The following is a 26,189-nucleotide window of genomic DNA, read 5'->3' as shown; positions in this document are numbered from 1 at the left end:
TTTCAATCGACACCCACCCAGGTAGGGTCTGGAAGCGTCCAGCTCCCCTTGGAGGAGGTGAGGACCGTGGCAGCCCACGACGACGACATGAACCGCGGCATCCGCCCGGGACGCGGGTCCGACGACCCGGCCGGGCAGATCGCCTACCTTGAGCAGGAGATCGCCGTCCTGCGACGAAAGCTCGCCGACTCTCCGCGACACACGAGGATTCTCGAAGAGCGGATCGTCGAGCTGCAGACCAACCTGGCCGGCGTGTCCGCCCAGAACGAACGACTGGCCAACACTCTCCGCGAGGCCCGCGACCAGATCGTGGCCCTCAAGGAAGAGGTCGACCGGCTCGCCCAGCCACCGGCCGGCTTCGGAGTCTTCCTGCAGGCGAACGAGGACGGCACCGCCGACATCTTCACCGGCGGCCGCAAGCTCCGGGTGAACGTGAGCCCCAGCGTCGAGCTGGAGGAGCTGCGCCGCGGCCAGGAAGTCATGCTCAACGAAGCGCTCAACGTGGTCGAGGCCATGGAGTTCGAGCGCGTCGGCGACATCGTCACCCTCAAGGAGATCCTCGAGGACGGCGAGCGCGCCCTCGTGCTGGGGCACACCGACGAGGAACGGGTGGTGCGGCTCGCCGAGCCGCTGCTGGACGTCACCATCCGCGCCGGCGACGCCCTCCTGCTCGAACCCCGCTCCGGCTACGTCTACGAGGTCGTGCCCAAGAGCGAGGTCGAGGAACTCGTCCTCGAAGAGGTCCCCGACATCGGCTACGAGCAGATCGGCGGCCTCGGCAACCAGATCGAGGCCATCCGGGACGCGGTCGAGCTGCCGTACCTCTACCCGGACCTGTTCAAGGAGCACGAGCTGCGCCCGCCCAAGGGCGTCCTGCTCTACGGCCCGCCCGGCTGCGGCAAGACGCTCATCGCCAAGGCCGTCGCCAACTCTCTGGCCAAGAAGGTCGCCGAGGTCACCGGTCAGGCCGCCGGCAAGAGCTTCTTCCTGAACATCAAGGGTCCGGAGCTGCTCAACAAGTACGTCGGCGAGACCGAGCGGCAGATCCGCCTCGTCTTCCAGCGGGCCCGTGAGAAGGCCAGCGAGGGCACCCCCGTGATCGTCTTCTTCGACGAGATGGAGTCCCTCTTCCGCACCCGTGGCTCCGGTGTCAGCTCGGACGTGGAGAACACCATCGTCCCGCAGCTGCTCGCCGAGATCGACGGTGTGGAGGGCCTGCAGAACGTGGTCGTCATCGGCGCCTCGAACCGTGAGGACATGATCGACCCCGCCATCCTGCGCCCCGGCCGGCTCGACGTGAAGATCAAGATCGAGCGTCCCGACGCCGAGGCGGCCAAGGACATCTTCGGCAAGTACCTCACCGAGCGTCTCCCGCTGCACTCGGACGACCTCGGCGAGCACGGCGGCGACAAGGCCACCACCGTCCAGAGCATGATCCAGACGGCCGTGGAGCACATGTACGCCGAATCCGAGGAGAACCGCTTCCTGGAAGTCACCTATGCAAACGGTGACAAGGAAGTCCTCTATTTCAAGGACTTCAACTCCGGCGCCATGATCGAGAACATCGTGGGCCGTGCCAAGAAGATGGCGATCAAGGATTTCCTGGAGAAGACCCAGAAGGGCCTCCGCGTCTCCCACCTCCTCCAGGCCTGCGTGGACGAGTTCAAGGAGAACGAGGACCTGCCCAACACCACCAACCCCGACGACTGGGCCCGCATCTCCGGAAAGAAGGGCGAGCGGATCGTGTACATCCGTACCCTCATCACCGGAAAGCAGGGCGCGGACACCGGACGCTCCATCGACACGGTGGCGAACACCGGTCAGTACCTGTAACGGCAGGGCGGCTGCGGGTGCCCTCACCGGGTACCCGCAGCCGTTGCGTTTTTCAGGCCACGACCGGAGCAGCCAATGACGCAAATGATCTCCCCACCAGCGCAAAGGCGTTCTAGGCTCGTTCCTACCGCCGAGTCGCGCAGTGCGGGGACGGGCACCGCACACGCACCGGAGCGCCAGCGGTACTTGAGCGGCGCCCACGACCGAGGGTGCCGCCGGGCAAGGAGGGCCGCATGACCGTACGGCGAGTAATGGGCATCGAGACGGAGTACGGGATCTCCGTCCCCGGCCACCCGAACGCCAATGCCATGCTCACCTCGTCCCAGATCGTCAACGCCTACGCGGCGGCGATGCACCGGGCCCGACGGGCCCGCTGGGACTTCGAGGAGGAGAATCCGCTGCGGGACGCGCGAGGCTTCGACCTCGCCCGGGAGGCCGCCGACGCCAGCCAGCTCACCGACGAGGACATCGGCCTGGCCAATGTGATCCTCACCAACGGTGCACGCCTCTATGTCGACCATGCCCATCCCGAATACAGCGCCCCCGAGGTCACCAATCCCCGCGACGCCGTCCTCTGGGACAAGGCCGGCGAGCGGATCATGGCCGAGGCGGCCGAACGGGCCGCACAGCTCCCCGGCGCCCAGCCGATCCACCTGTACAAGAACAACACCGACAACAAGGGCGCCAGCTACGGCACGCACGAGAACTACCTGATGAAGCGGGAGACCCCCTTCTCGGACATCGTGCGCCACCTCACGCCCTTCTTCGTCTCCCGCCAGGTCTTCGCGGGCGCCGGCCGCGTCGGCATCGGCCAGGACGGCCACGAACACGGCTTCCAGCTGAGTCAGCGAGCGGACTACTTCGAGGTCGAGGTGGGCCTGGAGACCACGCTCAAGCGCCCGATCATCAACACCCGCGACGAGCCGCACGCGGACGCGGAGAAGTACCGCCGCCTGCACGTCATCATCGGCGACGCCAACCTCTCCGAGATCTCCACCTACCTCAAGCTGGGCACGACCGCCCTGGTCCTCTCCATGATCGAGGACGGGTTCATCGCGGTGGACCTGGCGGTCGACCAGCCGGTACGCACCCTGCACCAGGTCTCCCACGATCCCTCGCTGAAGCGCCTGGTCACCCTCCGCAGCGGCCGCACCCTGACCGCGGTCCAGCTGCAGATGGAGTACTTCGAGCTGGCCCGCAAGTACGTCGAGGAGCGGTACGGCGCCGACGCCGACGACCAGACCAAGGACGTCCTCGGCCGCTGGGAGGACACCCTCACCCGGCTGGAGAACGACCCCATGAGCCTGGCCGGCGAGCTGGACTGGGTCGCCAAGCGCGAGGTCATGGAGGGCTACCGGCGCCGCGACGGCCTCGACTGGGACGCCGCCCGGCTGCACCTGGTCGACCTCCAGTACGCCGACGTACGGGCCGAGAAGGGCCTCTACAACCGCCTGGTGGCCCGCGGACGCATGAAGCGGCTGCTGGACGAGGCCGAGGTCGACAGGGCCCGTACGAAGCCGCCGGAGGACACGCGCGCGTACTTCCGCGGCCGCTGCCTGGAGCAGTACGCGGACGACGTCGCCGCCGCCTCCTGGGACTCGGTGATCTTCGATCTGCCCGGCCGGGATTCGCTGCAGCGCGTCCCAACCCTGGAACCACTACGCGGAACGCGAAATCACGTCAAGGAGCTGCTGGACCGCTGCCGCACCGCGGAAGACCTGGTCAGGGTCCTGTCGGGCGGCTGAGCGTGATCAGCGGGTACCCGTAGCGCCCCGGGCGGGCAGGGTGGAAATCCCCCCGCCCGGGAATCATCGAGGTGGCCCCCGCACGTTGTGGAAACTGCGGGGCCGATGTCGGACCCGGCTTGTAGGGTCTGATCATCACCGATCGGCAGGCGAACTGAGCGGGGTGAGGGTTATGGCAACCAAGGACACCGGCGGCGGTCAGCAGAAGGCGACGCGTTCCACCGAGGAGGTCGAGGAGCAGGCGCAGGAAGCGCAGGCTTCGGAGGACCTCAAGGAGCGGCACGAGAAGCTGAGCGACGACGTGGACTCCGTCCTGGACGAGATCGATGACGTCCTGGAGGAGAACGCGGAGGACTTCGTGCGTTCCTTCGTGCAAAAGGGTGGGCAGTAGACCGCATTTACCTTCGAATCCCAGGTTCGAGGGTGGGGAAGTGGTGAGTGGCCAACGAGCGGTCGAGGGAGCACTGCTCGCGGCCGGAGGAGTCCGGGCCGCGGGCAGTCTTCGTGGCCGGGAAAGGCTCGGGCCGGGCATGTGGATCACCGCCACGAGCCGGGTAAGGTCCGTGGCATACCGTGCTTCAACTGCAATTCGGCCATCGGCAAGTGGGGAGAGTGGTCCCGGGCTTGCCCGCCGGACTGCCGCCTATGTGGAAGGAAACTTGTGGAAGCCAATACTCGTGGCACCGGGCGTCTGCCAGCGGCCTTCCTGACGCCAGGATCCTCGTCCTTCATGGACTTCCTCTCCGAGCAGCAGCCCGAGCTGCTGCCCGGCAACCGGCAGCTGCCGCCCACTCAGGGCGTGATCGAGGCGCCGCACGGGACGACGATCGTCGCCGTCACGTTCCCCGGGGGCGTGGTGCTCGCCGGTGACCGCCGGGCGACCATGGGCAACATCATCGCCCAGCGGGACATCGAGAAGGTCTTCCCGGCGGACGAGTACTCGGCCGTCGGCATCGCCGGCACCGCCGGTCTCGCCGTGGAGATGGTCAAGCTCTTCCAGCTGGAGCTGGAGCACTTCGAGAAGGTCGAGGGCGCTCAGCTGTCCCTGGAGGGCAAGGCGAACCGGCTGTCGACGATGATCCGTTCCAACCTCGGCATGGCCATGCAGGGTCTGGCCGTCGTCCCGCTCTTCGCGGGGTACGACGTGGACCGGGAGAAGGGCCGCATCTTCTCCTACGACGTCACGGGCGGCCGTTCCGAGGAGCACAACTTCGCGGCTACGGGTTCCGGCTCGATCTTCGCGCGCGGCGCCATGAAGAAGCTGTTCCGTGACGACCTGTCCGAGGAGCAGGCCACCACGCTGGTGGTCCAGGCCCTCTACGACGCGGCAGACGACGACTCGGCGACCGGTGGTCCCGATGTCGCCCGCCGGATCTACCCGATCATCACCGTGATCACCGAGGACGGCTTCCGCCGGCTCTCGGAGGACGAATCCTCCGGGCTTTCCCGCGCGGTGCTCCAGCGGCGTCTGGAGGAGCCGGACGGCCCGAAGGCCGCCCTGCTCTGAGGGCGCGCGGTTCTTTCGAAGGTGATCCAGTGACCATGACAGAAAGGGACGGATAACCGGTGTCGACGCCGTTCTATGTCTCACCTCAGCAGGCCATGGCCGACCGGGCGGAGTACGCCCGCAAGGGCATCGCCCGGGGCCGCAGCCTGGTCGTGCTGCAGTATGCCGACGGCATCGTGTTCGTCGGTGAGAACCCGTCCCGTGCGCTGCACAAGTTCAGCGAGATCTACGACCGGATCGGCTTCGCGGCCGCCGGCAAGTACAACGAGTACGAGAACCTGCGCATCGGCGGTGTCCGCTACGCCGACCTGCGGGGTTACACCTACGACCGGGACGACGTGACCGCCCGGGGCCTGGCGAACGTCTACGCCCAGACGCTGGGCACGATCTTCTCCTCCGCGGCCGAGAAGCCCTACGAGGTGGAGCTGGTGGTGGCCGAGGTGGGGGAGACCCCTGAGGGCGACCAGATCTACCGGCTGCCGCACGACGGCTCCATCGTGGACGAGCACGGTTCGGTCGCGGTGGGCGGCAACGCCGAGCAGATCAGCGGCTTCCTGGACCAGCGCCACCAGGACGGCATGAGCCTCGCGGAGGCGCTCAAGCTGGCCGTGCAGGCGCTGTCCCGGGACACCAACGGCAGTGAGCGGGAGATCCCCGCCGAGCGCCTCGAGGTCGCGGTGCTGGACCGCACGCGCCCGCAGAAGCGCAAGTTCAAGCGTGTCGTCGGCCGTCAGCTGGCCCGCCTGCTGGAGGCGAACGGCGCGGCCACCGAGGCGGAGAGTTCCGAGGAGGAGTAATCCGTCGCCCCGCTTCCCGTGTCCGTGTGCCCCGGCCGCTTCCTCCGGCCGGGGCACACGGCGTTCAGGCCGCCCGTGGCGGCGCCGTGGAGCCCCGGACGACCAGGTCGACGGGGATGTCCTCACGGTCGGGCTCCCGGCCCTCCAGGACCGCGAGCAGAGCGTGCATGCCGCGCTCGCCGAACAGCTCGGCGTCCAGCCGGACGGTCGTCAGCTCCGGATCGAGCGCGGTGGCCAGGGCGAGGTCGTCCAGACCGGTGACGGAGACGTCCTCCGGCACGCGCAGGCCGAGGCGGCGCAGGGCCTTGTAGGCGCCGGCGGCGAGCTTGTCGTCGTCGCACACCACCGCCGTCGGACGGGGGCCGGGAGCGGTGAAGGCGGTCTCGGTGGCGGCCAGGGCGCCCTCGATCGATATGGGGGCGGCGGCCGTACGGACCTCGGTGCCCTGGACCGCGGCCAGCCGCGCGGTCAGCTCCCGCGCGCGCATCTCGAAGGTCCAGGAGGGCACGTCGGCGGCGAGGTGCAGGACGCGGCGGTGGCCGAGACCCAGCAGGTGCTCGGCGACCTGGCGGACGCCGTCGGCGATGTCCAGGTTCACGGTGGCGGCGCCCAGGCTGCCCTCGGGGTCGCTGTCGAGCATGACCAGGGGCAGCTGGTCGCCGCGGATCGCGGTGAGGGCGTCGGCCGCCATGGAGGAGGCGATGACGCCGTCCAGGGCGGCCTGTGCGGAGGCGAAGGGGTCGCGGGCGGGGCCGATGCCCTCGGGCGAGGGGTAGAGCACCACGCCGAAGCCGTGCTCGGCGGCGACACGGGCGGCGCCGGTGTAGACGCCGGCGAAGAACTCCGTGGTCAGGGCCGGCACGACGAGCAGGACGGTGCGGGTGCGGCCGAGGCGGAGGTTGCGGGCGGCGAGGTTGGGGCGGTAGCCCAGGTCGCGGGCGGCTTCCCGGACGCGCTCGGCGGTGGCCTCCGAGACCCGGCCGCGCCATTTGTCGCCCAGGACGAGCGAGACGGCGGCCTGGGAGACCCCGGCCGCCTGGGCGACGTCCCGGCTGGTCGGGCGCGTGCTGCTGCGTACCACCGCGGTCGTGCTCCTCTTCTCGAGTGTTCTTCCGGCTCTTCCGGTCGTTCGCCTCGTCTGGACGTGTGAACAGCGCACATGGTACGTATGGGAGGGGACGTTATACGTAACACTTCGGGTCGCCGAGCGTCCCGGGCGAGCCACTGGAAGGCAGGACATGGCCACGGGATACCTGGAGATCCTGCGGGCGCGGCACGCGCTGCGGCTGCTCACCGGCACCCTGGTGGGACGGCTGCCCAACGCCACCGCCGCGATCGCCCTGGTGCTGTTCGTGCGCGCCGAGGGCGGCACCTACAGTCTCGCCGGCGCCCTCGCCGCCGTCTACGGCGTGGCCAACGCCGTCGGCCAGCCGGTGCTCGGCCGGCTCGTGGACCTGTACGGCCAGCCGCGTGTGCAACTGCCCGCCGCGGTCCTCGCGGCGCTCTCCATGACGGTCTTCGCGCTCTGCGGCACCGACCCGCTCCCGCTCGCCTACGCGGCCGTCGCGGCGTCCGGCCTGTTCACCCCGCCCCTCGAGGGCGGTCTGCGGGCCCTGTGGCCGTCCGTGCTGCGCCGCGAGGAGCAGGTGCACACCGCGTACGCCATGGACGCGGTCGCGCAGGAGATCATGTTCACCGTCGGGCCGCTGCTGGTCACCCTGTGCGTGTCCGTGTGGGACGAGCGTGCCGCCCTGCTCGTGCTGAACCTGCTGGGCGTGCTGGGCGCGCTCTGCGTGGTCCTCTCGCCGCCCTCGCGCGCGTGGCGCTCGGAGCCGCGCGAGGCACACTGGTTGGGAGCCCTGCGCTCGCCCGGCCTGCTGGCGCTGCTCGCCGCCTTCCTGTTCGTCGGCATCGCGCTGGGCTCCATCACGGTCGCCTCGGTGTCGTACGCTGACGGCCACGGCGGTGACGCGGTCTACGGCTGGCTGATGGCCGGGCTGGGCCTCGGGGCGCTGGCCGGCGGCACGGTGTACGGCGCCCGCCGGTGGGCCGGTGCGCCCGAGCGGCGACTGCGGGGGCTGGTGGCGCTTCTGGCGGTCTGTTACCTGCCGCTGATGCTGATGCCGGGCCCGGTCGCCATGGTGCTGCTCAGCGTGGTCTCCGGGGTCTTCCTGGCGCCCTGCATCGCTTGTGCGTTCATCATCGTCGACCGGCACGCGCCGGCCGGCACCGTCACCGAGGCTTTCTCCTGGCTTGTGACGACGTTCACCGTGGGCGCCTCGGTCGGAACGGGCCTGGCCGGGCCGGTGGTCCAGGCCGGTGGCACGCTGTGGGGCTTCGCGCTGCCGGGCGCGGCGGGGGCCGTGTCCCTGCTGGTCCTGCTCGCCACCGGAGGGGTCCTCGCAGCTCCCGCGCGAGGCGCGGTCGTTGCGGCTTCATCGGAAAATGATCCAAATCGTGCTGCCGAACCCCGTTTCAGCTCAGGGGATCGGGCGTAATGTTCACTCATGGACCGCCGCATTTTCGGGCTGGAGAACGAGTACGGCGTCACGTGCACGTTCAGGGGACAGCGCCGCCTGTCTCCTGACGAGGTGGCGCGGTACCTCTTCCGCCGTGTCGTGTCATGGGGCCGCAGCAGCAATGTCTTTCTGCGAAACGGCGCCCGGCTCTATCTCGACGTGGGCTCACATCCGGAATACGCGACACCCGAATGTGACAACGTGACCGAACTGGTCACCCACGACAAGGCCGGCGAGCGCATTCTCGAAGGACTCCTGGTGGACGCGGAACGACGCCTGCACGAGGAGGGGATCGCGGGCGACGTCTACCTCTTCAAGAACAACACCGACTCGGCGGGCAACTCCTACGGCTGCCACGAGAACTATCTGGTGGCGCGGCACGGGGAGTTCTCCCGCCTCGCGGACATCCTCATTCCCTTCCTGGTGACCAGGCAGCTGCTGTGCGGCGCGGGCAAGGTGCTGCAGACCCCGCGCGGCGCGGTGTACTGCGTCAGCCAGCGCGCGGAGCACATCTGGGAGGGCGTCTCCTCGGCGACGACCCGCTCCCGGCCCATCATCAACACCCGCGACGAACCGCACGCGGACGCCGAGCGCTACCGCCGGCTGCACGTCATCGTCGGCGACTCGAACATGTCCGAGACGACCATGCTGCTCAAGGTCGGCGCCACCGACCTGGTGCTGCGCATGATCGAGGCGGGCACCGTGATGCGCGACCTCACCCTGGAGAACCCCATCCGGGCGATCCGCGAGGTCAGCCACGACATCACCGGCCGGCGCAAGGTGCGCCTGGCCAGCGGCCGGGAGGCCTCCGCGCTGGAGGTGCAGCGCGAGTACTTCGACAAGGCCGTGGACTTCTGCGACCGCCGGGGCATCCGCACCGGTACGGTCGCGCAGGTCCTGGAGCTGTGGGGCCGCACCCTCGACGCGATCGAGACCGAGGAACTGGACCGGATCGCCACCGAGATCGACTGGGTCATGAAGTACAAGCTCATCGAGCGGTACCGGGCCAAGCACAACATGACGATGTCGCACCCGCGGGTCGCCCAGATAGACCTCGCCTACCACGACATCCACCGCCGTCGTGGCCTGTACTACCTGCTGGAGAAGAAGGGGCAAGCCGCCCGGATCTGCAACGACTTGAAGATCTTCGAGGGCAAGTCGGTACCACCGCAGACCACGCGGGCCCGGCTGCGCGGCGACTTCATCCGGCGGGCACAGGAACAGCGCAGGGACTTCACCGTCGACTGGGTGCACCTGAAGCTCAACGACCAGGCACAGCGCACCGTGTTGTGCAAGGACCCGTTCCGTTCGGTGGACGACCGGGTGGAGAAGCTCATCGCCGGAATGTGACGAAGGTATGTGAGTCAAGCGTTTCCGCACCGAAATGCCGGAACGCAACACGGGCGCCGTACGTTTCCCGTACGGCGCCCTTCTCCCGTCGTAGAGTTGCGCGCACGCCAATCCGCAAGATCGACCGATTACGAGGCTCTTCCGTGCGCCGACGCTCACTCCTCCTCGCCGCTCTCCCCGCAGGACTGGTCACACTCGCCGGATGCGGTGACGACAAGTCCGACTCCAGCAAGGCCGGCGCCTCGGCGTCGCCCTCCAGCGCGCCCCCGCCGAAGATGGTGGACGGACCGCTGCCGGCGATCACGGCGGGAGTGAAGTTCGGCGAGAAGCCGACCGTCGCCAAGGGGCCGGGGGAGCCGTCGAAGAACCTCGCGGTGAAGACGGTGATCGCGGGCAGCGGCCCCAAGGTCGCGGAGAACGAGTTCATCCAGGCGAACTACCTGGGCCAGATCTGGAGCACGGGCAAGGTCTTCGACAACTCCTACGACCGGGGGCGCCCGCTGCTCATGCAGCTCGCCCAGGGCACCATCATCGACGGCTGGCGTTATGCCCTGGCGGGCAAGCGGACCGGCAGCCGGATCGAGATCGCCGTGCCGCCGACGTACGGCTACGGCAAGTCGGGCCAGCCGCAGGCGGGCATCAAGGGCACGGACACCCTGGTGTTCGTCATCGACCTGATCGAGTCCTTCAACTCCAAGAGCTCCGCCAAGGGCAAGCCGGTCGCGCAGAACGACGCCGCGCTGCCGAAGGTGGCCACCAACACCGACGGCAAGGTGCCCAAGGTCACCATCCCCAAGTCGGACCCGCCGAAGAAGCTCGCGGCGACCTATGTGCTGGAGGGCGACGGCGCCGCGGTGAAGGCCGACCAGACGGTCCTCTGCCAGTTCCAGGGCCTGGTCTGGGACAGTGGCAAGACGTTTCAGCAGACCTATGGCTCGGGCCGGCTCAGCCAGTTCTCGATCGAGCAGATGCAGCAGGCGGTCAAGGGGCTGGCGCAGGGCCTGACCGGCAAGAAGATCGGCAGCCGGGTCCTGGTCGTCGTACCGCCGGAGCTGGCCTACGGCGACAAGCCGCCGAGCGGCGGGGTGATCGAGAAGGGCTCCACCCTGGTGTTCACGGTGGACATCCTCGCCGCGATGTAGCGCGCGGTGCGCCCGTGGCGGGCGGGGGAGCCCCCGGGATGAAAGACTGTCGGCGTTTCGTGTCGTACACAAGCAGGAGCTTTTGACGTGAGCATCGAGAAGCCCGAGATCGACTTCCCGGGCGGCGAGCCCCCGGCGGACCTCGAGATCAAGGACATCTGGGAGGGCGACGGGCCGGTCGCGCAGGCGGGCCAGACCGTCACCGTCCACTACGTGGGCGTCGCCTTCAGCACCGGCGAGGAGTTCGATGCCAGCTGGAACCGGGGCACCCCGTTCCGCTTCCCGCTGGGCGCGGGCCGTGTCATCCAGGGCTGGGACCAGGGCGTGCAGGGCATGAAGGTCGGCGGCCGCCGCGAGCTGACCATCCCCGCCCACCTCGCCTACGGCGACCAGAGCCCGACCCCGGCGATCAAGCCCGGCGAGACCCTGATCTTCGTGGTGGACCTGCTCGGGGTCTGATCCACCGGCGGGTCCGACCGGATCCGATCACCTGGGGCCCATGCCTGTTCGGGCATGGGCCCTCGGCTTTTGTCACCGCACCGCGGGGCGGTACGGTCATCGCTGGTAAGCACCATAGGGGAGGCGAAGGGCGTCGATGGCCATTGCCAAGGCCGAGCGGCTGATGAACCTGGCGCTGTGCCTGCTCGGCACCCGGCGCCCGCTCAGCAAGCGCGAGCTGCGCGATTCCATTGAGGCCTACGTCGAGGCGGTCAGGCCGGACAGGGGCGCGGCCGGATCCGAGGACTCCTTCAACCGCATGTTCGAGCGGGACAAGGACGATCTGCGCGAGCTGGGCCTGGTCATCGAGACCGTCGAGAACCTCGACGGCGAGGTCGGCTACCTCGCCCGCCGCGACAGCAACCGGCTGCCGCCCATCACCCTGGACGCCGAGGAGGCCGCCGCCCTGGGCCTGGCCGCCAAGGTCTGGCAGCAGGCCCGGCTGGCCGGGGCGGCCAGCGGCGCCCTGCAGAAGCTGCGCGCCGCGGGCCTCCCCGAGGACGTCGACCCGTACGAGGCGCACGGCGCCCTGGAGCCGCGCATCCCGGTGCACGAGGCCGCCTTCGAGCCGCTGATGCTGGCCTGCCGCGACCGCCGCCCGGTCGTCTTCGACTACCGCAAGGCGTCCGCCGCCCACCCCGGGCCCCGGCACGTCGAGCCGTGGGCGCTGGAGTGCTGGCGCGGCCACTGGTATCTGGCCGGCTTCGACCGCGACCGGGGCGCCGAGCGTGTCTTCCGGCTCTCCCGGATCACCGGCAGGGTCCGCTCCCGGGGGACGGGCTTCACCGCGCCCGTGCCGGACGTCGTCACCGTGCGCGAGACCGTCGCGGGCTGGGCGGGCGAGATAGCCGACCGCTCGGCGCTGATCCGGCTGCGTTCCGGCGCCGGTTACCCCCTTCGGGCGAAGGCCACCGAGGTCCGGGAACTCGGCGACGGCTGGGACGAGTTGGAGATTCCGTACGGGCACGGCCTGGACGCCTGGCTGGTGGAGTTCGGGCCGGACGTGGTGGTCGTGGAGCCGGCCGAGCTGCGGGCCGACGTGGTGGACCGGCTGCGTGCCGTGGCCAAGGGCTGAGGGGGAGCAGGACTGTGGCAGGCAAACCGGCCAGGCCCGTGAACGCCATCGACCAGACTCGGCGGATGCTCTCCCTGGTGACCTATCTCCGGGAGCGCCCCGGCGCCCGGATCGCGGACGTCGCGCGCGCCTTCGGCATCACCGAGGACGAGCTGGTCGCCGATCTCGATCTGCTGCCCATGTGCGGCACCAGCTTCCGCGGCGGCGACCTGCTGGACATCGACACCGACGGCGAGCGCATCTGGTGGCACAACCCGGCCGCGCTCGGCGAGGAGGCGGCCGAGCCGCTACGGCTCGCCGCCGACGAGGCCACGGCACTGCTGGTGGCCGCCCGCGCGGTCTCCACCCTGCCGGGGCTTCGGGAGGGCGACCGCCAGGCCCTGCTGCGGGCCACCGCCAAGGTGGAGGCCGCGGCCGGTGAAGCCGCCGGCGCCAGCTCCCGCCTGTCGGTGACCTTCGAGTCGGAGGGCGGGGTCTTCGCCGACGTCGACCGGGCCATCTCCGAGCGCCGCCGGCTGTGGATCCGCTACTACTCCCCGGCCCGCGACGAGGTCACCGAGCGCGAGATCGACCCGATCCGGCTGGTCAGCGTCGGGCACACCTATGTCGAGGCCTGGTGCCGCCGGTCCGAGGCCCGGCGCACCTTCCGGCTCGACCGGGTCGCCGAGATCAGGATCCTCGACGAGCCCTCCGCGCCCCCGGAGATCGAGCTGCGGGACCTGTCGGAGGCGTTGGTGCAGCCGGCCGCCGAGGACCCGGAGGTCGTCGTCGAGGTCGGCCCCGGCGGCCGCTGGGTCGCCGAGTACTACCCGCACGACAGCGCCGATGAGCTTCCCGACGGCGGGCTGCGTATCACTCTGCGCACCCCCGATCCGGCCTCCCTGCGCCGGCTGGCGCTGCGGCTCGGCCGCGACGGCCGAATCGTCTCCCCGCCCGACCTGGCCGACAGCGCCCGCCGGGCGGCCCGTGAGGCGCTGGCGGCGTACGACACCCCGCCGGAGGCGGTGCGGGATGCCGACGGCCAGGGCGAGAGGCAGGAGTGAGCCGCAGGGGCCGCGGCGCCCCGCAGGCGAACGACTAGAGAACGAGGAGCGAGGGCTTTGAGCGACTCTCCGGTGTCCGGTGCGGGTGAGATGACGGTGGCGGCCGCCTTCGCCGGGATGAGGAGAGTGGTCCCCGTGATGTTCCGGGCCGGCTGCCCGGACTGCCGGGGCCGCTTCGAACTCGCCGCGAGCGCCCTGCGCCTGGCCATCGGCGCCAGCAGCCGGACGACCTTCTACTCCTTCACCTGTCCCGAGTGCGGTGTCTCGGTCCGCAAGCCGGCCGGTGAGCGCATCGTCGAGCTGCTCACCGGCGGCGGGGTCCGGACCCTGCGCCTGCACTCCACGGTGTAGGCGGCTGCGCTCCGCACCGCGGGACGGTCTAGGCTCGGCGTCATGTTCTGGCCGATGTTCGCGGTAGCCGTGGGTTTCCTGGGTCTCGCCGTCCTGGGGGTGCTCGCCGTCCGGGTCTTCCTGGAGGCGCGGCGCCTCGGGCAGCAGGTCGCGGATTCCGCGCGCCGTATCAACAGGGCGGCGGAGGATCTGGAGCGGGCGGCCGTGAGCACGGCCCGGGCCGTGGACGCCCTGTGAGCTGCGCCGAGGGGGACCTGTGAGTCCTGCGGTACAAGCGCTTTGCGTCACTTCGCCCTGTCATGCTGCCCATCGGGACAGGTACGCTGCTGGTCGCGGTGCGGAGAACGAGGCCCGTACCGCGGACCGGGAGTACGCACGGGGATTGCCTCTCGTTTACCCCTGAGCGTTACGATCGCTGACAGCACGACCATCGGACGCATGTCCGACTGGTCGGACAGCACCCCACCCCAGCCGCCTCGGTGAGAAGGTAAAATCTTATGTTCGGAAGGCTCGGAGCCCCCGAGATCATTCTCATCCTCGTCGTCATCATCCTGCTGTTCGGCGCGAAGAAGCTTCCGGACATGGCCCGCTCGCTCGGCAAGTCCGCGCGCATCCTCAAGAGCGAGGCCAAGGCGATGAAGGAAGACAGCAACTCCTCCGCCCAGGCGCCCGCCTCCAACGAGCAGCCCCCGGCGCAGCGCACCATCCAGGCGGCTCCCGGCGACGTGAGCAGCTCGCGGCCGGTCAACGAGCCGACGGACACCACCCAGCGCTGACGCAGGGCCGGAAACCCCCGGCCTGCCGCACGAGATGAGGACGTGGGTTGGTCAAGTCTGCCCGCAACAAGGAGAAGGATCCCGAGGGGCGGATGCCCCTTGCGGATCATCTTCGTGAGCTTCGCAACCGGCTCGCGAAGGCCATGCTGGCCATCGTCGTCGTGACGGTGGTCGCCGCCTTCTTCTACAACGACATCATCAACTTCCTGACGAGGCCCATCCTCGACTCGATCGGTTGCCCTGAGACGTTCGAGGAGCTGGCGAAGACCAGCGGCAAGCACCAGTGCGCCGAGATCACGATCAACGGTCTCCTCGCCCCGTTCAACCTCGCTCTCCAGGTCTCCCTGATGGCGGGCGTCGTGCTGGCCTCGCCGATCTGGCTCTACCAGCTGTGGGCCTTCGTCGCGCCGGGTCTGCACCGGCACGAGAAGAAGTACGCCTACGCCTTCGTCTTCACCGGCGCCCCGCTGTTCTTCGGCGGTGCCTTCTTCGCGTACAAGGTGCTGCCCACCACCGCGAAGGTGCTGATCGACTTCACGCCGAACGGGGCCATCAGGAACTTCCTGCCGCTCGACGACCTGCTCCAGCTGGTCACCCGCATGGTGATCGTCTTCGGTCTCTCCTTCGAGCTGCCGCTGCTGCTGATCATGCTCAACCTCACCGGGGTGCTGACCGGCAGCCGCATGCTCGGCTGGTGGCGGGCGATGATCCTCGGCATCACGGTCTTCGCGGCCGTCGCCACGCCGAGCACCGACCCGCTCTCGATGCTGGCGCTCGCCGGACCGATCTGGGTGCTGTACTTCGGCGCGGTCACCTTCTCGCTGCTGAACGACCGGCGCAGGCGCCGCCGCGACGCCGCGGGTCCCGCCGACGACGAGGCCTCCGAGCTGGACCTCACGCCCGAGGACATCGGCGACGTCGAGCCCGTCTCGGCCAACCGCGTGCTGCCCGAGCAGGCGAGCACGGACCGGGTCAACGGCTACGACGACGTGACCTGATCGTCCACCGAGCCGCTGTGCGATGCCCTCGTCCCCTGGGGACGGGGGCATTCGTGTGCTGTCGATCAACCCATGTTCGGGATAATGATCGTCCTGTTGTCAGTGGCGCCCGGTACGCTCGAAAGCACGATGACAGAGGATCTCTCACCGGCCGAGCGGTACGCGGCAGCCCGCAGGCGGGCAGCCGAGCAGGCCACCGCGCTCGCGTCCTTCCGCGAGATGTACGACTTCGGCCTCGACCCCTTCCAGATCGAGGCCTGCCAGGCACTCGAGGCCGGGAAGGGCGTGCTGGTGGCCGCCCCCACCGGCTCGGGCAAGACGATCGTGGGCGAGTTCGCCGTCCACCTCGCCCTGCAGCAGGGCAAGAAGTGCTTCTACACGACACCCATCAAGGCGCTGTCGAACCAGAAGTACGCCGACCTGTGCCGCCGCTACGGCACCGGCAAGGTCGGCCTGCTCACCGGCGACAACAGCGTCAACTCCGACGCCCCGGTGGTCGTGATGACCACCGAGGTGCTGCGGAACATGCTGTACGCCGGCTCCCAGACCCTCCTCGGCCTCGGCTACGTGGTCATGGACGAGGTGCACTACCTCTCCGACCGCTTCCGCGGTGCCGTCTGGGAGGAAGTGATCATCCACCTGCCCGAGTCGGTGACCCTGGTGTCGCTGTCGGCGACCGTGTCCAACGCCGAGGAGTTCGGTGACTGGCTGGACACCGTCCGCGGCGACACCGAGGTGATCGTCTCCGAGCACCGGCCCGTGCCGCTGTTCCAGCACGTGCTCGCAGGGCGCCGGATGTACGACCTGTTCGAGGAGGGCGAGGGCCACAAGAAGGCCGTCAACCCCGACCTCGCCCGCCTCGCCCGCATGGAGGCCACCCGCCCGTCGTACCAGGACCGCCGGCGCGGCCGTTCGATGCGCGAGGCCGACCGGGAGCGGGAGCGCAGACAGCGTTCGCGCGTGTGGACGCCGGGCCGGCCCGAGGTCATCGAGCGCCTCGACTCCGAGGGCCTGCTGCCCGCCATCACCTTCATCTTCAGCCGTGCCGCCTGCGAGGCCGCGGTCCAGCAGTGCCTGTACGCGGGCCTCAGGCTCAACGACGAGGAGGCGCGCGAAAAGGTGCGCTCCCTGGTCGAGGAGCGCACCGCCTCCATCCCGCCGGAGGACCTGCACGTCCTCGGCTACTACGAGTGGCTGGAGGGCCTGGAGCGCGGCATCGCCGCCCACCACGCGGGCATGCTGCCGACCTTCAAGGAGGTCGTCGAGGAGCTGTTCGTGCGCGGTCTGGTCAAGGCCGTGTTCGCCACCGAGACCCTCGCGCTCGGCATCAACATGCCCGCCCGCTCGGTGGTGCTGGAGAAGCTCGTCAAGTGGAACGGCGAGCAGCACGCCGATATCACCCCCGGCGAGTACACGCAGCTGACCGGCCGCGCGGGCCGGCGGGGCATCGACGTCGAGGGCCACGCCGTCGTGCTGTGGCAGCGCGGGATGAGCCCGGAGCACCTGGCCGGACTCGCGGGTACCCGCACGTACCCGCTGCGCTCCAGCTTCAAGCCGTCGTACAACATGGCGGTCAACCTGGTCGAGCAGTTCGGCCGGCACCGCTCGCGCGAGCTGCTGGAGACCTCCTTCGCACAGTTCCAGGCCGACAAGTCGGTCGTCGGGATCTCCCGCCAGGTGCAGCGCAACGAGGAGGGCCTGGAGGGCTACAAGGCCTCCATGACCTGCCACCTCGGCGACTTCGAGGAGTACGCGCGGCTGCGCCGCGAGCTGAAGGACCGCGAGACCGAGCTGGCCCGGCAGGGCGCGAACCAGCGGCGGGCCGAGGCGGCCGTGGCCCTGGAGAAGCTCAAGCCGGGCGATGTCATCCACGTGCCGACGGGCAAGTACGCCGGCCTGGCCCTGGTGCTCGACCCGGGGCTGCCCGCCGGCCGCTCCAACGGCCACCGCGGCTTCGACCAGCACGACGGTCCGCGCCCGCTGGTGCTGACCGCCGAACGGCAGGTCAAGCGACTGGCGTCGATGGACTTCCCAGTGCCGGTGGAGCCGCTGGACCGGATGCGGATCCCGAAGTCCTTCAATCCGCGCTCTCCGCAGTCGCGCCGGGACCTCGCCTCCGCGTTGCGTACCAAGGCCGGGCACATCCCGCCGGAGCGGGCCCGCAAGAAGCGGTCGCAGGCAGCCGACGACCGCGAGATCGCCCAGCTGCGGACCGCCATCAGAGCCCATCCCTGCCACGGTTGCGACGACCGTGAGGATCACGCGCGTTGGGCCGAGCGCTACCACCGGCTGATGCGCGACACCTCGCAGCTGGAGCGGCGCATCGAGGGCCGCACGAACACCATCGCGCGCACCTTCGACCGGATCGTGGCGCTGCTGACCGAGATGGACTACCTGCGGGGCGACGAGGTCACCGAGCACGGCAAGCGGCTCGCGCGGCTGTACGGCGAACTCGACCTGCTGGCCAGCGAATGCCTGCGCGAGGGCGTCTGGGAGGGGCTCGCCCCCGCCGAACTGGCCGCGTGCGTCTCGGCGTTGGTGTACGAGGCACGGGTCGGTGACGACGCCATGGCGCCCAAGCTGCCCTCGGGCAAGGCGAAGGCCGCGCTCGGCGAGATGGTCCGGATCTGGGGCCGGCTCGACGCTCTGGAGGAGGACTTCCGGATCAGCCAGACCGAGGGGGTCGGGCAGCGCGAGCCGGATCTCGGCTTCGCCTGGGCCGCGTACATGTGGGCCTCCGGGAAGGGGCTCGACGAGGTGCTGCGGGAGGCGGAGATGCCCGCGGGCGACTTCGTGCGGTGGTGCAAGCAGGTGATCGACGTGCTCGGGCAGATCTCGGCGGCGGCGCCGGGCGAGGGATCGTCCGTGGCGAAGACCGCGCGCAAGGCGGTCGATCAGTTGCTGCGGGGTGTGGTCGCCTACTCGTCGGTGGGCTGATCCCGCGTTCGTCCGGCCGGCGGTGCCTCACGGGGCACCGCCGGCCGTGTTGTTCCGTCCCGGCGTCCGAGGCACCCTTTTCACTCATCACGGTGAGTGGCTCTCGCACGCCCGTGCACCGTAACCGAACGTGTTCGAATGAAAGCAGTGCGTGTAAATGGAGTCGAGCGTACTCCTGTTGTGTGGGCGGTTTCAGGTGCTTGCCGAATATGACACGGCGATGATCCGGTCGGACTAAGCTCGCCCGCGGCGCACCGAGTTGAGGTGTATTCGTGCGCCTGTTCCCAAACATCCAGAAGATCCCCGCAGTTCCATGAATCTTCCCCCCGAAAGCTCCTCCGACACCCAGCCGACTCGTCTCAGAAGGCATCCATGGTGAGTGTTCAGAAGCCTCCCGGTCGCCGCGAACGTCCCTATGCGCGTGTGCTGCTGCCGCCGGCCATATTGATGGCCGCCGCGAGCGGAGCCGCCGTGGCCCTGGTACCGGCGTCGGCGCGGCTCGCCGTCGGCCTCTGCGGGGCGCTGGCCGTGCTGCTGGTACTCGTCACGGGCGCGGAAGCCGCCCGCCGCGGCCGCAGGATCCGCGAGGCGCAGGCCGAACACGCCCGTCACACCGCGTATCTGGAACACCGGCTCGTCGCCCACGACGAGCTGATCGGCCGTTTCGCCACCGACATCCTGCCCACCGGTCTGCTCCGGCTGCGCGCCGGAGAGCCGCTCCGGGACGTGCTGGTCAACGTCTACGACGTGGATCCCGAGCTGCGCGGCCTGCCCGAGCAGTACCGCGAGATGTTCCGCATCGCGCTGCGCGGCGCCGACCACGAGATCTCGATGCGCGACGCCACCGAACGCTCCTACGTGAGCATCGCCCGCCGCGTCCAGGCCATCGTCCACCAACAGGCCAAGGAACTCCGGGAGATGGAGGAGGACCACGGCCGCAACCCCGAGGTCTTCGACGACCTCCTCCGGCTCGACCACGGCACCTCGCTGATCGGCCGGCTCGCCGACACCATCTCCGTCCTCGGCGGCGGCCGCCCCGGCCGTCAGTGGCCCCTGCCGGTCTCCCTCTACAGCGTGCTGCGCGGCGCCATGTCGCGCATCCTGGAGTACCGCCGCATCGAACTCAGTTCGATCATCACCATCAACATCAAGGGCACCGCCGTCGAGCCGGTCATCCACGCCGCCGCCGAACTCCTCGACAACGCCACCCGCTACTCGCCGCCCTCGACCAAGGTGCACGTCACCGCCGCCGAGGTACAGACGGGCATCGCCGTCGAGATCGAGGACGCCGGCGTCAGCCTCACCGAGGAGTCCCGCGCCCGCATCGAGCAGATGATCGAGGACGCCAAGAACGGCGACGACGCGGAGAACCTCGGCGAGAACCCGCGCCTCGGCCTCGCCGTCGTCGGCCGGCTCTGCAAGCAGTTCGACATGGAGGTCTCGCTGCGCGCCTCCGCCTACGGCGGCGTCCGCGCGATCCTCATCATCCCGCGCGTCATGACCACCACCGAGCCCGGCGTCGGCGCCGCGCACGGCATCGGCGCCACCGGCGTACCGCAGCCCGAACTCGGTGCCGTCGAGGGCCCCAAGCGCCCGCCCAAGAAGCGCCGCCCCACCAGCCCCAAGATCCCCGCCGGGATCTCCATGGAGGACGACGTCCCCGTGGTCACCGAGTGGACCGCGGGCGGTCTGCCGCAGCGCCGCAGCCGGGTGAAGACCCCGCTCAGCCAGCGGTACGCCGAACAGGCCGCCATCGAGCGCGCCGAACGCGAGGGCAACCCGACCATCTGGTCCCAGACCAGGTCCGAACCGGAGCCCGAGCCCGAGATCGACCCCGAGCGCAAGAAGCTCATGGACCGGCCGCCGGGCATGTGGATGGAAGCGTTCTGGGACGGCCTGCGAGAGGGCATGCCCGAGGGCGCCACCGCGGCGGAACTGACCGACTTCACGCTCCACCCGACCAAGTACCTGCATCTGCTCAACGATTCGGCCGACCCCGCCGAGGGCGCCACCGAGGCCGACGACGAGGGGGACCTCAAGTGATCCAGCAGCGAGCGAACCTGGACTGGATGCTCAAGCAGCTGAACGACGGCGTGCCGGGCATCGAGATGATCGTGGTCCTCTCCGCCGACGGACTGCGCATCGCCCGCTACGGCGGCGACCCCGACGCCGCCGACCGGGTGGCCGCCGCCTGCGCCGGCGTGCAGAGCCTGGCCGGCGCCATCATCCAGGAGATCCCCGGCGCCGGCGAGATGAAGGTCGTCGTGATCGAGATCGAGGGCGGCTACTTCTACCTCATGAACGCCGGCGCCAACGCCTACCTGGCCGTGCTCGCCGACGTCACCTGCGAGCCGGGCCGGATGAGCGGCATGATGCGCGACCTCGTCGTCCGGATCGGCGCCCACCTCACCAGTCCGCCCCGGCGGAACGGGCAGACCGTATGACTCCTCCGCGACGCAAACGGCGCCAGCCGCCCCACCTGCCGCCCCCGCCCCCGCCGCCCCCCGGACCGGCGGACGGCGAGGCGCCGCCCAGGAATCCCGAACGGCTGTACACCATCGCCGGATCCGCCGACGGCGGCCGTGCCGAACTCGACCTCGTGACGTTGATCGTGGCGCGTTCCGCCCCGCCGCCGGCCGCCTCACCGGAGCAGGCCGCGGTGCTCCGGCTCTGTACCGCCCCTCTGTCCGTGGCCGAGCTGTCGGCCTATCTCCAACTGCCGTTCAGCGCGATGACCGTACTGATCACCGAGCTGATCGCGGCCGAACTGGTGCAGGCGCGCGCCTCGATCGTCCGCCAGGCGCTCCCCGACCGTTCACTCCTCGAAGCGGTGATGCATGGACTTCAACGGCTCTGAGACCCTCCCCGGCCCACGCACCGAGGACCATCTGCCGCACACGGCCCAGGCCGCGGTGAAGATCGTGATCGTGGGCGGGTTCGGCGTCGGCAAGACCACCATGGTCGGTTCCGTCAGCGAGATCAGACCGCTGACCACCGAGGAGACCATGACCCAGGCCGGCATCGGCGTCGACGACAACTACGGCTCCGAATCCAAGACGGCCACCACCGTGGCCATGGACTTCGGCCGTATCAGCATCACCGACAAGCTGGTGCTCTACCTGTTCGGCACGCCCGGCCAGGAGCGCTTCTGGTTCCTGTGGAACGGCCTGTTCGAAGGCGCCCTCGGCGCGGTCGTCCTGGTCGACACCCGGCGCCTGGAGGTCAGCTTCGACGTCATGGGCCGGCTGGAGGAGCGCGGCGTGCCCTTCGTCGTCGCGGTCAACACCTTCCCCGACGCGCCCCGTTACCCCGTCGAGGAACTGCGCACCGCGCTGGACCTGGCCCCGGAGATCCCGATCATCGACTGCGACGTGCGCCGCCGGGCCTCCAGCAAGGACGTACTGATGACCCTCATGAACTTCCTGCACTCCCTCGCCCTGTCCGGCGCCCTCACCTGACCCGCAGCCGACCGACCCCCACACCATCCGCTTCCGGAGCGATCACTGTGACGCCTGAATCCTCGTCCCTCACCGGCACGGACCCCACCGCCGGCCCGCCGCCGGGCTGCCCGGCACACGGCCTCGGCCCCGGCGGACTGCACCGGCTCTACGGCCCCGACGCGGCGGACCTCGGCGACCTCTACGAGCGCCTGCGCGAGCAGTACGGACCGGTGGCCCCGGTACTGCTCCACGACGACCTGCCGATGTGGGTGGTGCTCGGACACGCCGAGAACCTGCAACTGGTGCGCAGCCCCTCGCAGTACTCCCGCGACAGCCGGATCTGGACCCCGCTGCTGGAGGGCACGGTCAAGCCCGACCACCCGCTCATGCCGCACATCGCCTGGCAGCCCATCTGCTCCCACGCCGAGGGCGACGAGCACCAGCGGCTGCGCGCCGCGGTCACCGCGGCCATGTCCACCATCGACCACCGCAGCGTCCGCCGCCACATCGGCCGCTCCACCCAGGGCCTGGTCAACAGCTTCTGCGAGCGGGGCCGGGCCGACCTGGTCTCCCAGTTCGCCGAGCACCTGCCGATGGCCGTCATGTGCGAGGTCCTCGGCATGCCCGAGGAGTACGACGACCGGATGGTGCAGGCCGCCCGCGACGCCCTCAAGGGCACCGAGACCGCCATCCAGAGCCACACGTACGTCATGGACGCGCTGAGCCGGCTCACCACCCGGCGCCGCGCCCGGCCCGAGGACGACTTCACCAGTCACCTCATCACCCATCCGGCCGGACTCACCGACGACGAGGTCCGCGAACACCTGCGCCTCGTCCTCTTCGCGGCCTACGAGGCCACCGCCAACCTCCTCGCCAACGCGCTGCGCATGGTCCTCACCGAGCCGGGCTTCCGCGCCCAGCTCAACGGCGGCCAGATGACCGTGCCGGAGGCGATCGAGCAGTCCCTGTGGGACGAGCCGCCGTTCAGCACCGTCCTCGGCTACTACGCCAAGCAGGACGCCGAGCTGGGCGGCCGGCGCATCCGCAAGGGCGACGGGCTGCTGTTCGCGCCCGCGCCGGGCAACCTCGACCCGCGCATCCGCCCGGACCTGTCGGCCGGCATGCAGGGCAACCGCTCCCACCTGGCCTTCGGCGGCGGTCCGCACGAGTGCCCGGGCCAGGACATCGGCCGCGCCATCGCCGACGTCGGCGTCGACGCCCTGCTGACCCGGCTGCCGGACATCCAGCTCGACTGCGCCGAGGAGGAGCTGCGCTGGCGGGCGTCCATCGCCTCCCGGCACCTGGTGGCCCTGCCGGTGCGCTTCGAGCCCAAGCCGCAGCAGGACGTGGACCTCCCGCCCCGGTCCATGCCCCTGCCGCCGCAGCGCGCCCCCTGGCAGGTCGGCAGCCTGAGCAGCGACCCCGCTCGGGCCGCCGAACCGCAGCCGGCCCCGCGTCCCGCCCCCGAGCCCTTCCTCGCGAGCCCGGAACCGGCCCGGCCCAGGGGCGTCTGGCAGCGGCTGCTGCGCTGGTGGCGTGGCGAGTGACCGGAGGCTAACGCTCGCCGGCCCAGGTCTCGTACGACGACCAGGCCGTCAGCGCGCGCCCGCTGACGAACGCGTGCTCCGTCCCGGTGACCGGGTCGGTGAACTCCAGCCTCCGCGCGAGGAGTTGCAGCGGGCGCCGGAAGTCGTCGGCCGGCACCGGGCCGGTCACCTCCGGATACAGCGGATCGCCGAGGATGGGCACCCCGAGCGCGTTCAGATGCACCCGCAGCTGATGGGTCTGCCCGGTCGCCGGGACGAGCCGGTACCGGCCCAGCCGGTCCCGGTGCCCGGCGGCTTCCACGTACGTCTCGGCGTTCGGCTCGCCCTCGACCTCCCGCGCGGCCTGCACCCCGCGCTCCTTCACGATCCTGCTGCGCAGGGTCCGGGGGAGGGCGAGCGTGGGGTCGTACGGCGCGATCGCCTCGTACTCCTTGCGTACGCGCCGGCCCTGGAACAGCGTCTGGTACGCGCCGCGCTCCTCGGGCCGCACCGTGAACAGCACCAGCCCCGCCGTCAGCCGGTCCAGGCGGTGCGCGGCCGTCAGGGTCGGAAGGCCCAGCTCGCGCCGCAGCCGGGCCAGCGCGGTCTCGGCGACGTGCGAGCCGCGCGGGGTGGTGGCCAGGAAGTGCGGCTTGTCGGCCACGACGATGTGCGCGTCCCGGTACACCACCTCCACCGGGAAGGGCACCGGCACCTCGGCGGGCAGCTCGCGGTGGAACCACACGAACATCCCGGGCTCGTACGGCGCGTCCGGAGCCACCGGCCGGCCGTCGGCACCGACGATCAGTCCGGCCTCGAACATCCCCGCGACCACCCCGGGGCCCGCCCCGGTCAGCCGCTCCACCAGGTGCTCCCGCACGGTGGCCCACGCCCCGCCCGCGGGCAGCCGCACCCGCACGGGATCCACCCCTTCGTGCTGGGGGAGCGGGGCGGGCGGGGGCGGGGTACGGCGTCTCATCGGGGTCAAGGGTACGAGGGCCGCCGGGGGCAACGAGCGCGCGGAACCGAAAAGCGGTCGGTCGCCGGTCGCGCTTTCGGCAGGATATGGATCATGCCGTTTCTCACCAGCCCGGTGCTGCCCCCCGGGACCCTCGCCCGTACCCCCCAACCCGCCCTCCCCGCCGGCGACGACCTGCTGCTGCGCCCCTGGCGGGCCGAGGACGCGCCCGCCGTGCACGCCGCCTTCCAGGACCGGCTGATCCATCAGTGGCACGTCAGGTCCTGCGACTCCGTGGCGGAGGCCGCCGGCTGGATCGCGCAGTGGCAGCAGGCCTGGGAGGGCGAGAGCCAGGTCCAGTGGGCCGTCGTGGACCGGGAGACGGACGAGCTGCTGGGCCGGGTCGCCCTGCGCCAGATTCTGCTCGGTGACGGCGTCGCCGAGGTGGCGTACTGGACGGTGGCGAGCGCGCGCGGCCGGGGCGTCGCGGTCCGGGCCACCACCACCCTGACCGAGTGGGCCTTCGAGGAGGTCGGCTTCCACCGCCTCGAACTCTTCCACGCGACCGCCAACGAAGCCTCCTGCCGTGTGGCCGCCAAGGCGGGCTTCACGCTGGAGGGCACCAAGCGCAGCGCCCTCCTGCACCCGGACGGCTGGCACGACATGCACTTCCACGCGCGCGTGCGCGGCGACTGACGGGAACGCACATGCCTGCCTTCGAACTCGCCGACCGGCTTGTCATCGGTGTCGCGTCCAGCGCCCTGTTCGATCTGCGGGAGTCGGACGCGGTCTTCCGGGAGCAGGGCGAGGAGGCCTACCGGGCCTACCAGGAGGAGAACCTCGAGAACACGCTCCGGCCGGGGGTCGCCTTCCCCTTCCTGCGGCGGCTGCTGTCGCTGAACGACCTGAGCGATCCCGCGGACCCCCTCGTCGAGGTCATCATCCTCTCCCGCAACGACCCCGACACCGGCCTGCGGGTCATGCGGTCGATCCAGGCCCACGGGCTGCCGATCAGCCGGGCCATCTTCCGGCAGGGACGCTCGCCGTATCCGTTCATGACGGCGCTGAACATGTCCCTGTTCCTGTCCGCCGACGGGCGTGACGTGCGCGAGGCCGTGGCCGCCGGGCTGCCGGCCGGGCACGTCCTCGGTTCGGCGTACCCGGACGACCCCACGGACCGGGATCTGCGGATCGCCTTCGACTTCGACGGGGTGCTCGCCGGCGATGCCGCGGAGCGGGTGTACCAGTCGGGAGGCCTGGAGGAGTTCCGCGCGCACGAGGCCCGGAACGCGGCGACCCCGCACGACCCGGGGCCGCTGCGCGACTTCCTCGCCGGCGTGAACCGGATACAACGGCGCGAGGAGGAGCGGCGCAAGAGCGATCCCGGCTACGAGATCCGCGTCCACGTCTCCATCGTGACCGCGCGCAACGCGCCCGCGCACGAGCGTGCGGTGCGCAGCCTCAAGGAGTGGGGGGTGCGGGTCAACGACGCCTTCTTCCTCGGCGGTGTGGACAAGGGCGCGGTCATGAAGGTGCTGAACCCGCACATCTTCTTCGACGACCAGGTGGCCCACCTGGAGAGCACGTCCCGGACCACGCCCAGCGTGCACATCCCGTTCGGCAAGATCAACGAGACGGCGCCCTGAGCGCGGTGCGGACAGCGGAGAGCGGCGGCGACCCGTGCCGGGTGCCGC

At 70.3% G+C, this 26,189-nt stretch carries 25 protein-coding genes; 23 read left to right on the top strand and 2 right to left on the bottom strand.

Annotated elements, in window-relative coordinates; all coding sequences use genetic code 11:
* Window positions 1-66: 66 nt before the first annotated feature.
* The 5 genes from arc to prcA all read left to right on the top strand — a co-directional run bounded on the left by arc (window position 67) and on the right by prcA (window position 5,882).
* The gene (arc, locus tag ACZ5CW_RS12515) at window positions 67-1,833 is read left to right on the top strand and encodes a proteasome ATPase (protein ID WP_468600327.1); all 1,767 of its coding nucleotides are present in this window, start codon (window positions 67-69) and stop codon (window positions 1,831-1,833) included.
* A gap of 233 nt (window positions 1,834-2,066) precedes the next feature.
* Window positions 2,067-3,578, top strand: coding sequence for a depupylase/deamidase Dop (dop, locus tag ACZ5CW_RS12510; protein ID WP_468600326.1), 1,512 nt, complete (start codon window positions 2,067-2,069; stop codon window positions 3,576-3,578).
* Between the two features lie 172 nt (window positions 3,579-3,750).
* Window positions 3,751-3,969: a ubiquitin-like protein Pup gene (locus ACZ5CW_RS12505; protein ID WP_199893821.1), complete on the top strand. Its 219-nt coding sequence runs from the start codon at window positions 3,751-3,753 to the stop codon at window positions 3,967-3,969.
* A gap of 270 nt (window positions 3,970-4,239) precedes the next feature.
* On the top strand, window positions 4,240-5,085 hold the full coding sequence (gene prcB, locus ACZ5CW_RS12500) for a proteasome subunit beta (RefSeq protein WP_468600608.1): 846 nt from the start codon (window positions 4,240-4,242) through the stop codon (window positions 5,083-5,085).
* A 59-nt stretch (window positions 5,086-5,144) separates the two neighbouring features.
* Window positions 5,145-5,882, top strand: coding sequence for a proteasome subunit alpha (gene prcA, locus ACZ5CW_RS12495; protein ID WP_468600324.1), 738 nt, complete (start codon window positions 5,145-5,147; stop codon window positions 5,880-5,882).
* A gap of 64 nt (window positions 5,883-5,946) precedes the next feature.
* On the opposite strand, the gene ACZ5CW_RS12490 is transcribed toward prcA, so the two are convergent.
* Window positions 5,947-6,963, bottom strand: coding sequence for a LacI family DNA-binding transcriptional regulator (locus tag ACZ5CW_RS12490; RefSeq protein WP_468600322.1), 1,017 nt, complete (start codon window positions 6,961-6,963; stop codon window positions 5,947-5,949).
* A 157-nt stretch (window positions 6,964-7,120) separates the two neighbouring features.
* Between ACZ5CW_RS12490 and ACZ5CW_RS12485 the strand changes: the two genes are divergently transcribed.
* The 16 genes from ACZ5CW_RS12485 to ACZ5CW_RS12410 all read left to right on the top strand — a co-directional run bounded on the left by ACZ5CW_RS12485 (window position 7,121) and on the right by ACZ5CW_RS12410 (window position 23,558).
* Entirely contained in the window at window positions 7,121-8,380 is a 1,260-nt protein-coding gene (locus ACZ5CW_RS12485) for an MFS transporter (RefSeq protein ID WP_468600320.1), read from the top strand.
* A 9-nt stretch (window positions 8,381-8,389) separates the two neighbouring features.
* Complete coding sequence (gene pafA / locus ACZ5CW_RS12480; protein ID WP_393740629.1) at window positions 8,390-9,751, top strand: Pup--protein ligase; 1,362 nt, start codon at window positions 8,390-8,392, stop codon at window positions 9,749-9,751.
* A gap of 143 nt (window positions 9,752-9,894) precedes the next feature.
* Window positions 9,895-10,893, top strand: a complete 999-nt coding sequence (locus ACZ5CW_RS12475; protein WP_468600317.1) for an FKBP-type peptidyl-prolyl cis-trans isomerase — start codon at window positions 9,895-9,897, stop codon at window positions 10,891-10,893.
* An 87-nt stretch (window positions 10,894-10,980) separates the two neighbouring features.
* On the top strand, window positions 10,981-11,352 hold the full coding sequence (locus ACZ5CW_RS12470; RefSeq protein ID WP_468600315.1) for an FKBP-type peptidyl-prolyl cis-trans isomerase: 372 nt from the start codon (window positions 10,981-10,983) through the stop codon (window positions 11,350-11,352).
* 136 nt (window positions 11,353-11,488) lie between these two features.
* On the top strand, window positions 11,489-12,466 hold the full coding sequence (locus ACZ5CW_RS12465) for a helix-turn-helix transcriptional regulator (RefSeq protein ID WP_468600313.1): 978 nt from the start codon (window positions 11,489-11,491) through the stop codon (window positions 12,464-12,466).
* Window positions 12,467-12,480: 14 nt separating this feature from the next.
* The gene (locus ACZ5CW_RS12460) at window positions 12,481-13,509 is read left to right on the top strand and encodes a helix-turn-helix transcriptional regulator (RefSeq protein ID WP_468600311.1); all 1,029 of its coding nucleotides are present in this window, start codon (window positions 12,481-12,483) and stop codon (window positions 13,507-13,509) included.
* A gap of 90 nt (window positions 13,510-13,599) precedes the next feature.
* Window positions 13,600-13,860: a hypothetical protein gene (locus ACZ5CW_RS12455; RefSeq protein ID WP_468600606.1), complete on the top strand. Its 261-nt coding sequence runs from the start codon at window positions 13,600-13,602 to the stop codon at window positions 13,858-13,860.
* 42 nt (window positions 13,861-13,902) lie between these two features.
* Complete coding sequence (locus ACZ5CW_RS12450; RefSeq protein ID WP_225098277.1) at window positions 13,903-14,097, top strand: hypothetical protein; 195 nt, start codon at window positions 13,903-13,905, stop codon at window positions 14,095-14,097.
* Window positions 14,098-14,357: 260 nt separating this feature from the next.
* Window positions 14,358-14,636, top strand: a complete 279-nt coding sequence (tatA, locus tag ACZ5CW_RS12445; RefSeq protein ID WP_468600309.1) for a Sec-independent protein translocase subunit TatA — start codon at window positions 14,358-14,360, stop codon at window positions 14,634-14,636.
* A 47-nt stretch (window positions 14,637-14,683) separates the two neighbouring features.
* Window positions 14,684-15,634 (top strand): twin-arginine translocase subunit TatC, encoded by a 951-nt coding sequence (tatC, locus tag ACZ5CW_RS12440; protein WP_468600307.1) that lies wholly within the window; start codon window positions 14,684-14,686, stop codon window positions 15,632-15,634.
* Between the two features lie 84 nt (window positions 15,635-15,718).
* Entirely contained in the window at window positions 15,719-18,571 is a 2,853-nt protein-coding gene (locus ACZ5CW_RS12435; protein WP_468600604.1) for a DEAD/DEAH box helicase, read from the top strand.
* A gap of 372 nt (window positions 18,572-18,943) precedes the next feature.
* Window positions 18,944-20,614 carry an ATP-binding protein gene (locus ACZ5CW_RS12430; protein ID WP_468600305.1) on the top strand — a complete coding sequence of 557 codons (1,671 nt, stop codon included), beginning with the start codon at window positions 18,944-18,946 and terminating at the stop codon, window positions 20,612-20,614.
* Complete coding sequence (locus ACZ5CW_RS12425) at window positions 20,611-21,015, top strand: roadblock/LC7 domain-containing protein (RefSeq protein ID WP_393740614.1); 405 nt, start codon at window positions 20,611-20,613, stop codon at window positions 21,013-21,015. Before ACZ5CW_RS12430 ends, ACZ5CW_RS12425 begins: the two co-directional genes overlap by 4 nt.
* Window positions 21,012-21,428 carry a DUF742 domain-containing protein gene (locus ACZ5CW_RS12420; protein ID WP_468600302.1) on the top strand — a complete coding sequence of 139 codons (417 nt, stop codon included), beginning with the start codon at window positions 21,012-21,014 and terminating at the stop codon, window positions 21,426-21,428. Before ACZ5CW_RS12425 ends, ACZ5CW_RS12420 begins: the two co-directional genes overlap by 4 nt.
* Window positions 21,409-22,029 carry a GTP-binding protein gene (locus ACZ5CW_RS12415; RefSeq protein ID WP_468600300.1) on the top strand — a complete coding sequence of 207 codons (621 nt, stop codon included), beginning with the start codon at window positions 21,409-21,411 and terminating at the stop codon, window positions 22,027-22,029. The genes ACZ5CW_RS12420 and ACZ5CW_RS12415 overlap by 20 nt, the downstream gene beginning before the upstream one ends.
* A gap of 47 nt (window positions 22,030-22,076) precedes the next feature.
* The gene (locus ACZ5CW_RS12410; RefSeq protein WP_468600298.1) at window positions 22,077-23,558 is read left to right on the top strand and encodes a cytochrome P450; all 1,482 of its coding nucleotides are present in this window, start codon (window positions 22,077-22,079) and stop codon (window positions 23,556-23,558) included.
* A 7-nt stretch (window positions 23,559-23,565) separates the two neighbouring features.
* Here the strand turns inward: ACZ5CW_RS12410 and ACZ5CW_RS12405 are convergent, their stop codons facing one another.
* Window positions 23,566-24,516, bottom strand: coding sequence for an RluA family pseudouridine synthase (locus ACZ5CW_RS12405; protein ID WP_468600296.1), 951 nt, complete (start codon window positions 24,514-24,516; stop codon window positions 23,566-23,568).
* Between the two features lie 93 nt (window positions 24,517-24,609).
* Here ACZ5CW_RS12405 and ACZ5CW_RS12400 point away from each other — a divergent pair, with 93 nt between their 5' ends.
* Window positions 24,610-25,191, top strand: a complete 582-nt coding sequence (locus tag ACZ5CW_RS12400) for a GNAT family N-acetyltransferase (protein WP_468600294.1) — start codon at window positions 24,610-24,612, stop codon at window positions 25,189-25,191.
* 11 nt (window positions 25,192-25,202) lie between these two features.
* Entirely contained in the window at window positions 25,203-26,141 is a 939-nt protein-coding gene (locus ACZ5CW_RS12395; RefSeq protein WP_468600292.1) for a 5'-nucleotidase, read from the top strand.
* Window positions 26,142-26,189 lie beyond the last annotated feature (48 nt).

It is taken from the genome of Streptomyces sp. NPDC031379 (genome assembly GCF_055569615.1).
This window is presented reverse-complemented; position numbering and strand designations above follow the sequence as displayed.

Bases quoted from the DNA above. Each gene is read 5' to 3' on its own strand.
- dop (WP_468600326.1), top strand. From the start codon at position 2,067: ATGACCGTACGGCGAGTAATGGGCATCGAGACGGAGTACGGGATCTCC.
- ACZ5CW_RS12505 (WP_199893821.1), top strand. From the start codon at position 3,751: ATGGCAACCAAGGACACCGGCGGCGGTCAGCAGAAGGCGACGCGTTCC.
- ACZ5CW_RS12485 (WP_468600320.1), top strand. From the start codon at position 7,121: ATGGCCACGGGATACCTGGAGATCCTGCGGGCGCGGCACGCGCTGCGG.
- pafA (WP_393740629.1), top strand. From the start codon at position 8,390: ATGGACCGCCGCATTTTCGGGCTGGAGAACGAGTACGGCGTCACGTGC.
- ACZ5CW_RS12465 (WP_468600313.1), top strand. From the start codon at position 11,489: ATGGCCATTGCCAAGGCCGAGCGGCTGATGAACCTGGCGCTGTGCCTG.
- ACZ5CW_RS12455 (WP_468600606.1), top strand. From the start codon at position 13,600: ATGACGGTGGCGGCCGCCTTCGCCGGGATGAGGAGAGTGGTCCCCGTG.
- ACZ5CW_RS12450 (WP_225098277.1), top strand. From the start codon at position 13,903: ATGTTCTGGCCGATGTTCGCGGTAGCCGTGGGTTTCCTGGGTCTCGCC.
- tatA (WP_468600309.1), top strand. From the start codon at position 14,358: ATGTTCGGAAGGCTCGGAGCCCCCGAGATCATTCTCATCCTCGTCGTC.
- ACZ5CW_RS12435 (WP_468600604.1), top strand. From the start codon at position 15,719: ATGATCGTCCTGTTGTCAGTGGCGCCCGGTACGCTCGAAAGCACGATG.
- ACZ5CW_RS12430 (WP_468600305.1), top strand. From the start codon at position 18,944: ATGGTGAGTGTTCAGAAGCCTCCCGGTCGCCGCGAACGTCCCTATGCG.
- ACZ5CW_RS12420 (WP_468600302.1), top strand. From the start codon at position 21,012: ATGACTCCTCCGCGACGCAAACGGCGCCAGCCGCCCCACCTGCCGCCC.
- ACZ5CW_RS12415 (WP_468600300.1), top strand. From the start codon at position 21,409: ATGGACTTCAACGGCTCTGAGACCCTCCCCGGCCCACGCACCGAGGAC.
- ACZ5CW_RS12405 (WP_468600296.1), bottom strand. From the start codon at position 24,516: ATGAGACGCCGTACCCCGCCCCCGCCCGCCCCGCTCCCCCAGCACGAA.
- ACZ5CW_RS12400 (WP_468600294.1), top strand. From the start codon at position 24,610: ATGCCGTTTCTCACCAGCCCGGTGCTGCCCCCCGGGACCCTCGCCCGT.
- ACZ5CW_RS12395 (WP_468600292.1), top strand. From the start codon at position 25,203: ATGCCTGCCTTCGAACTCGCCGACCGGCTTGTCATCGGTGTCGCGTCC.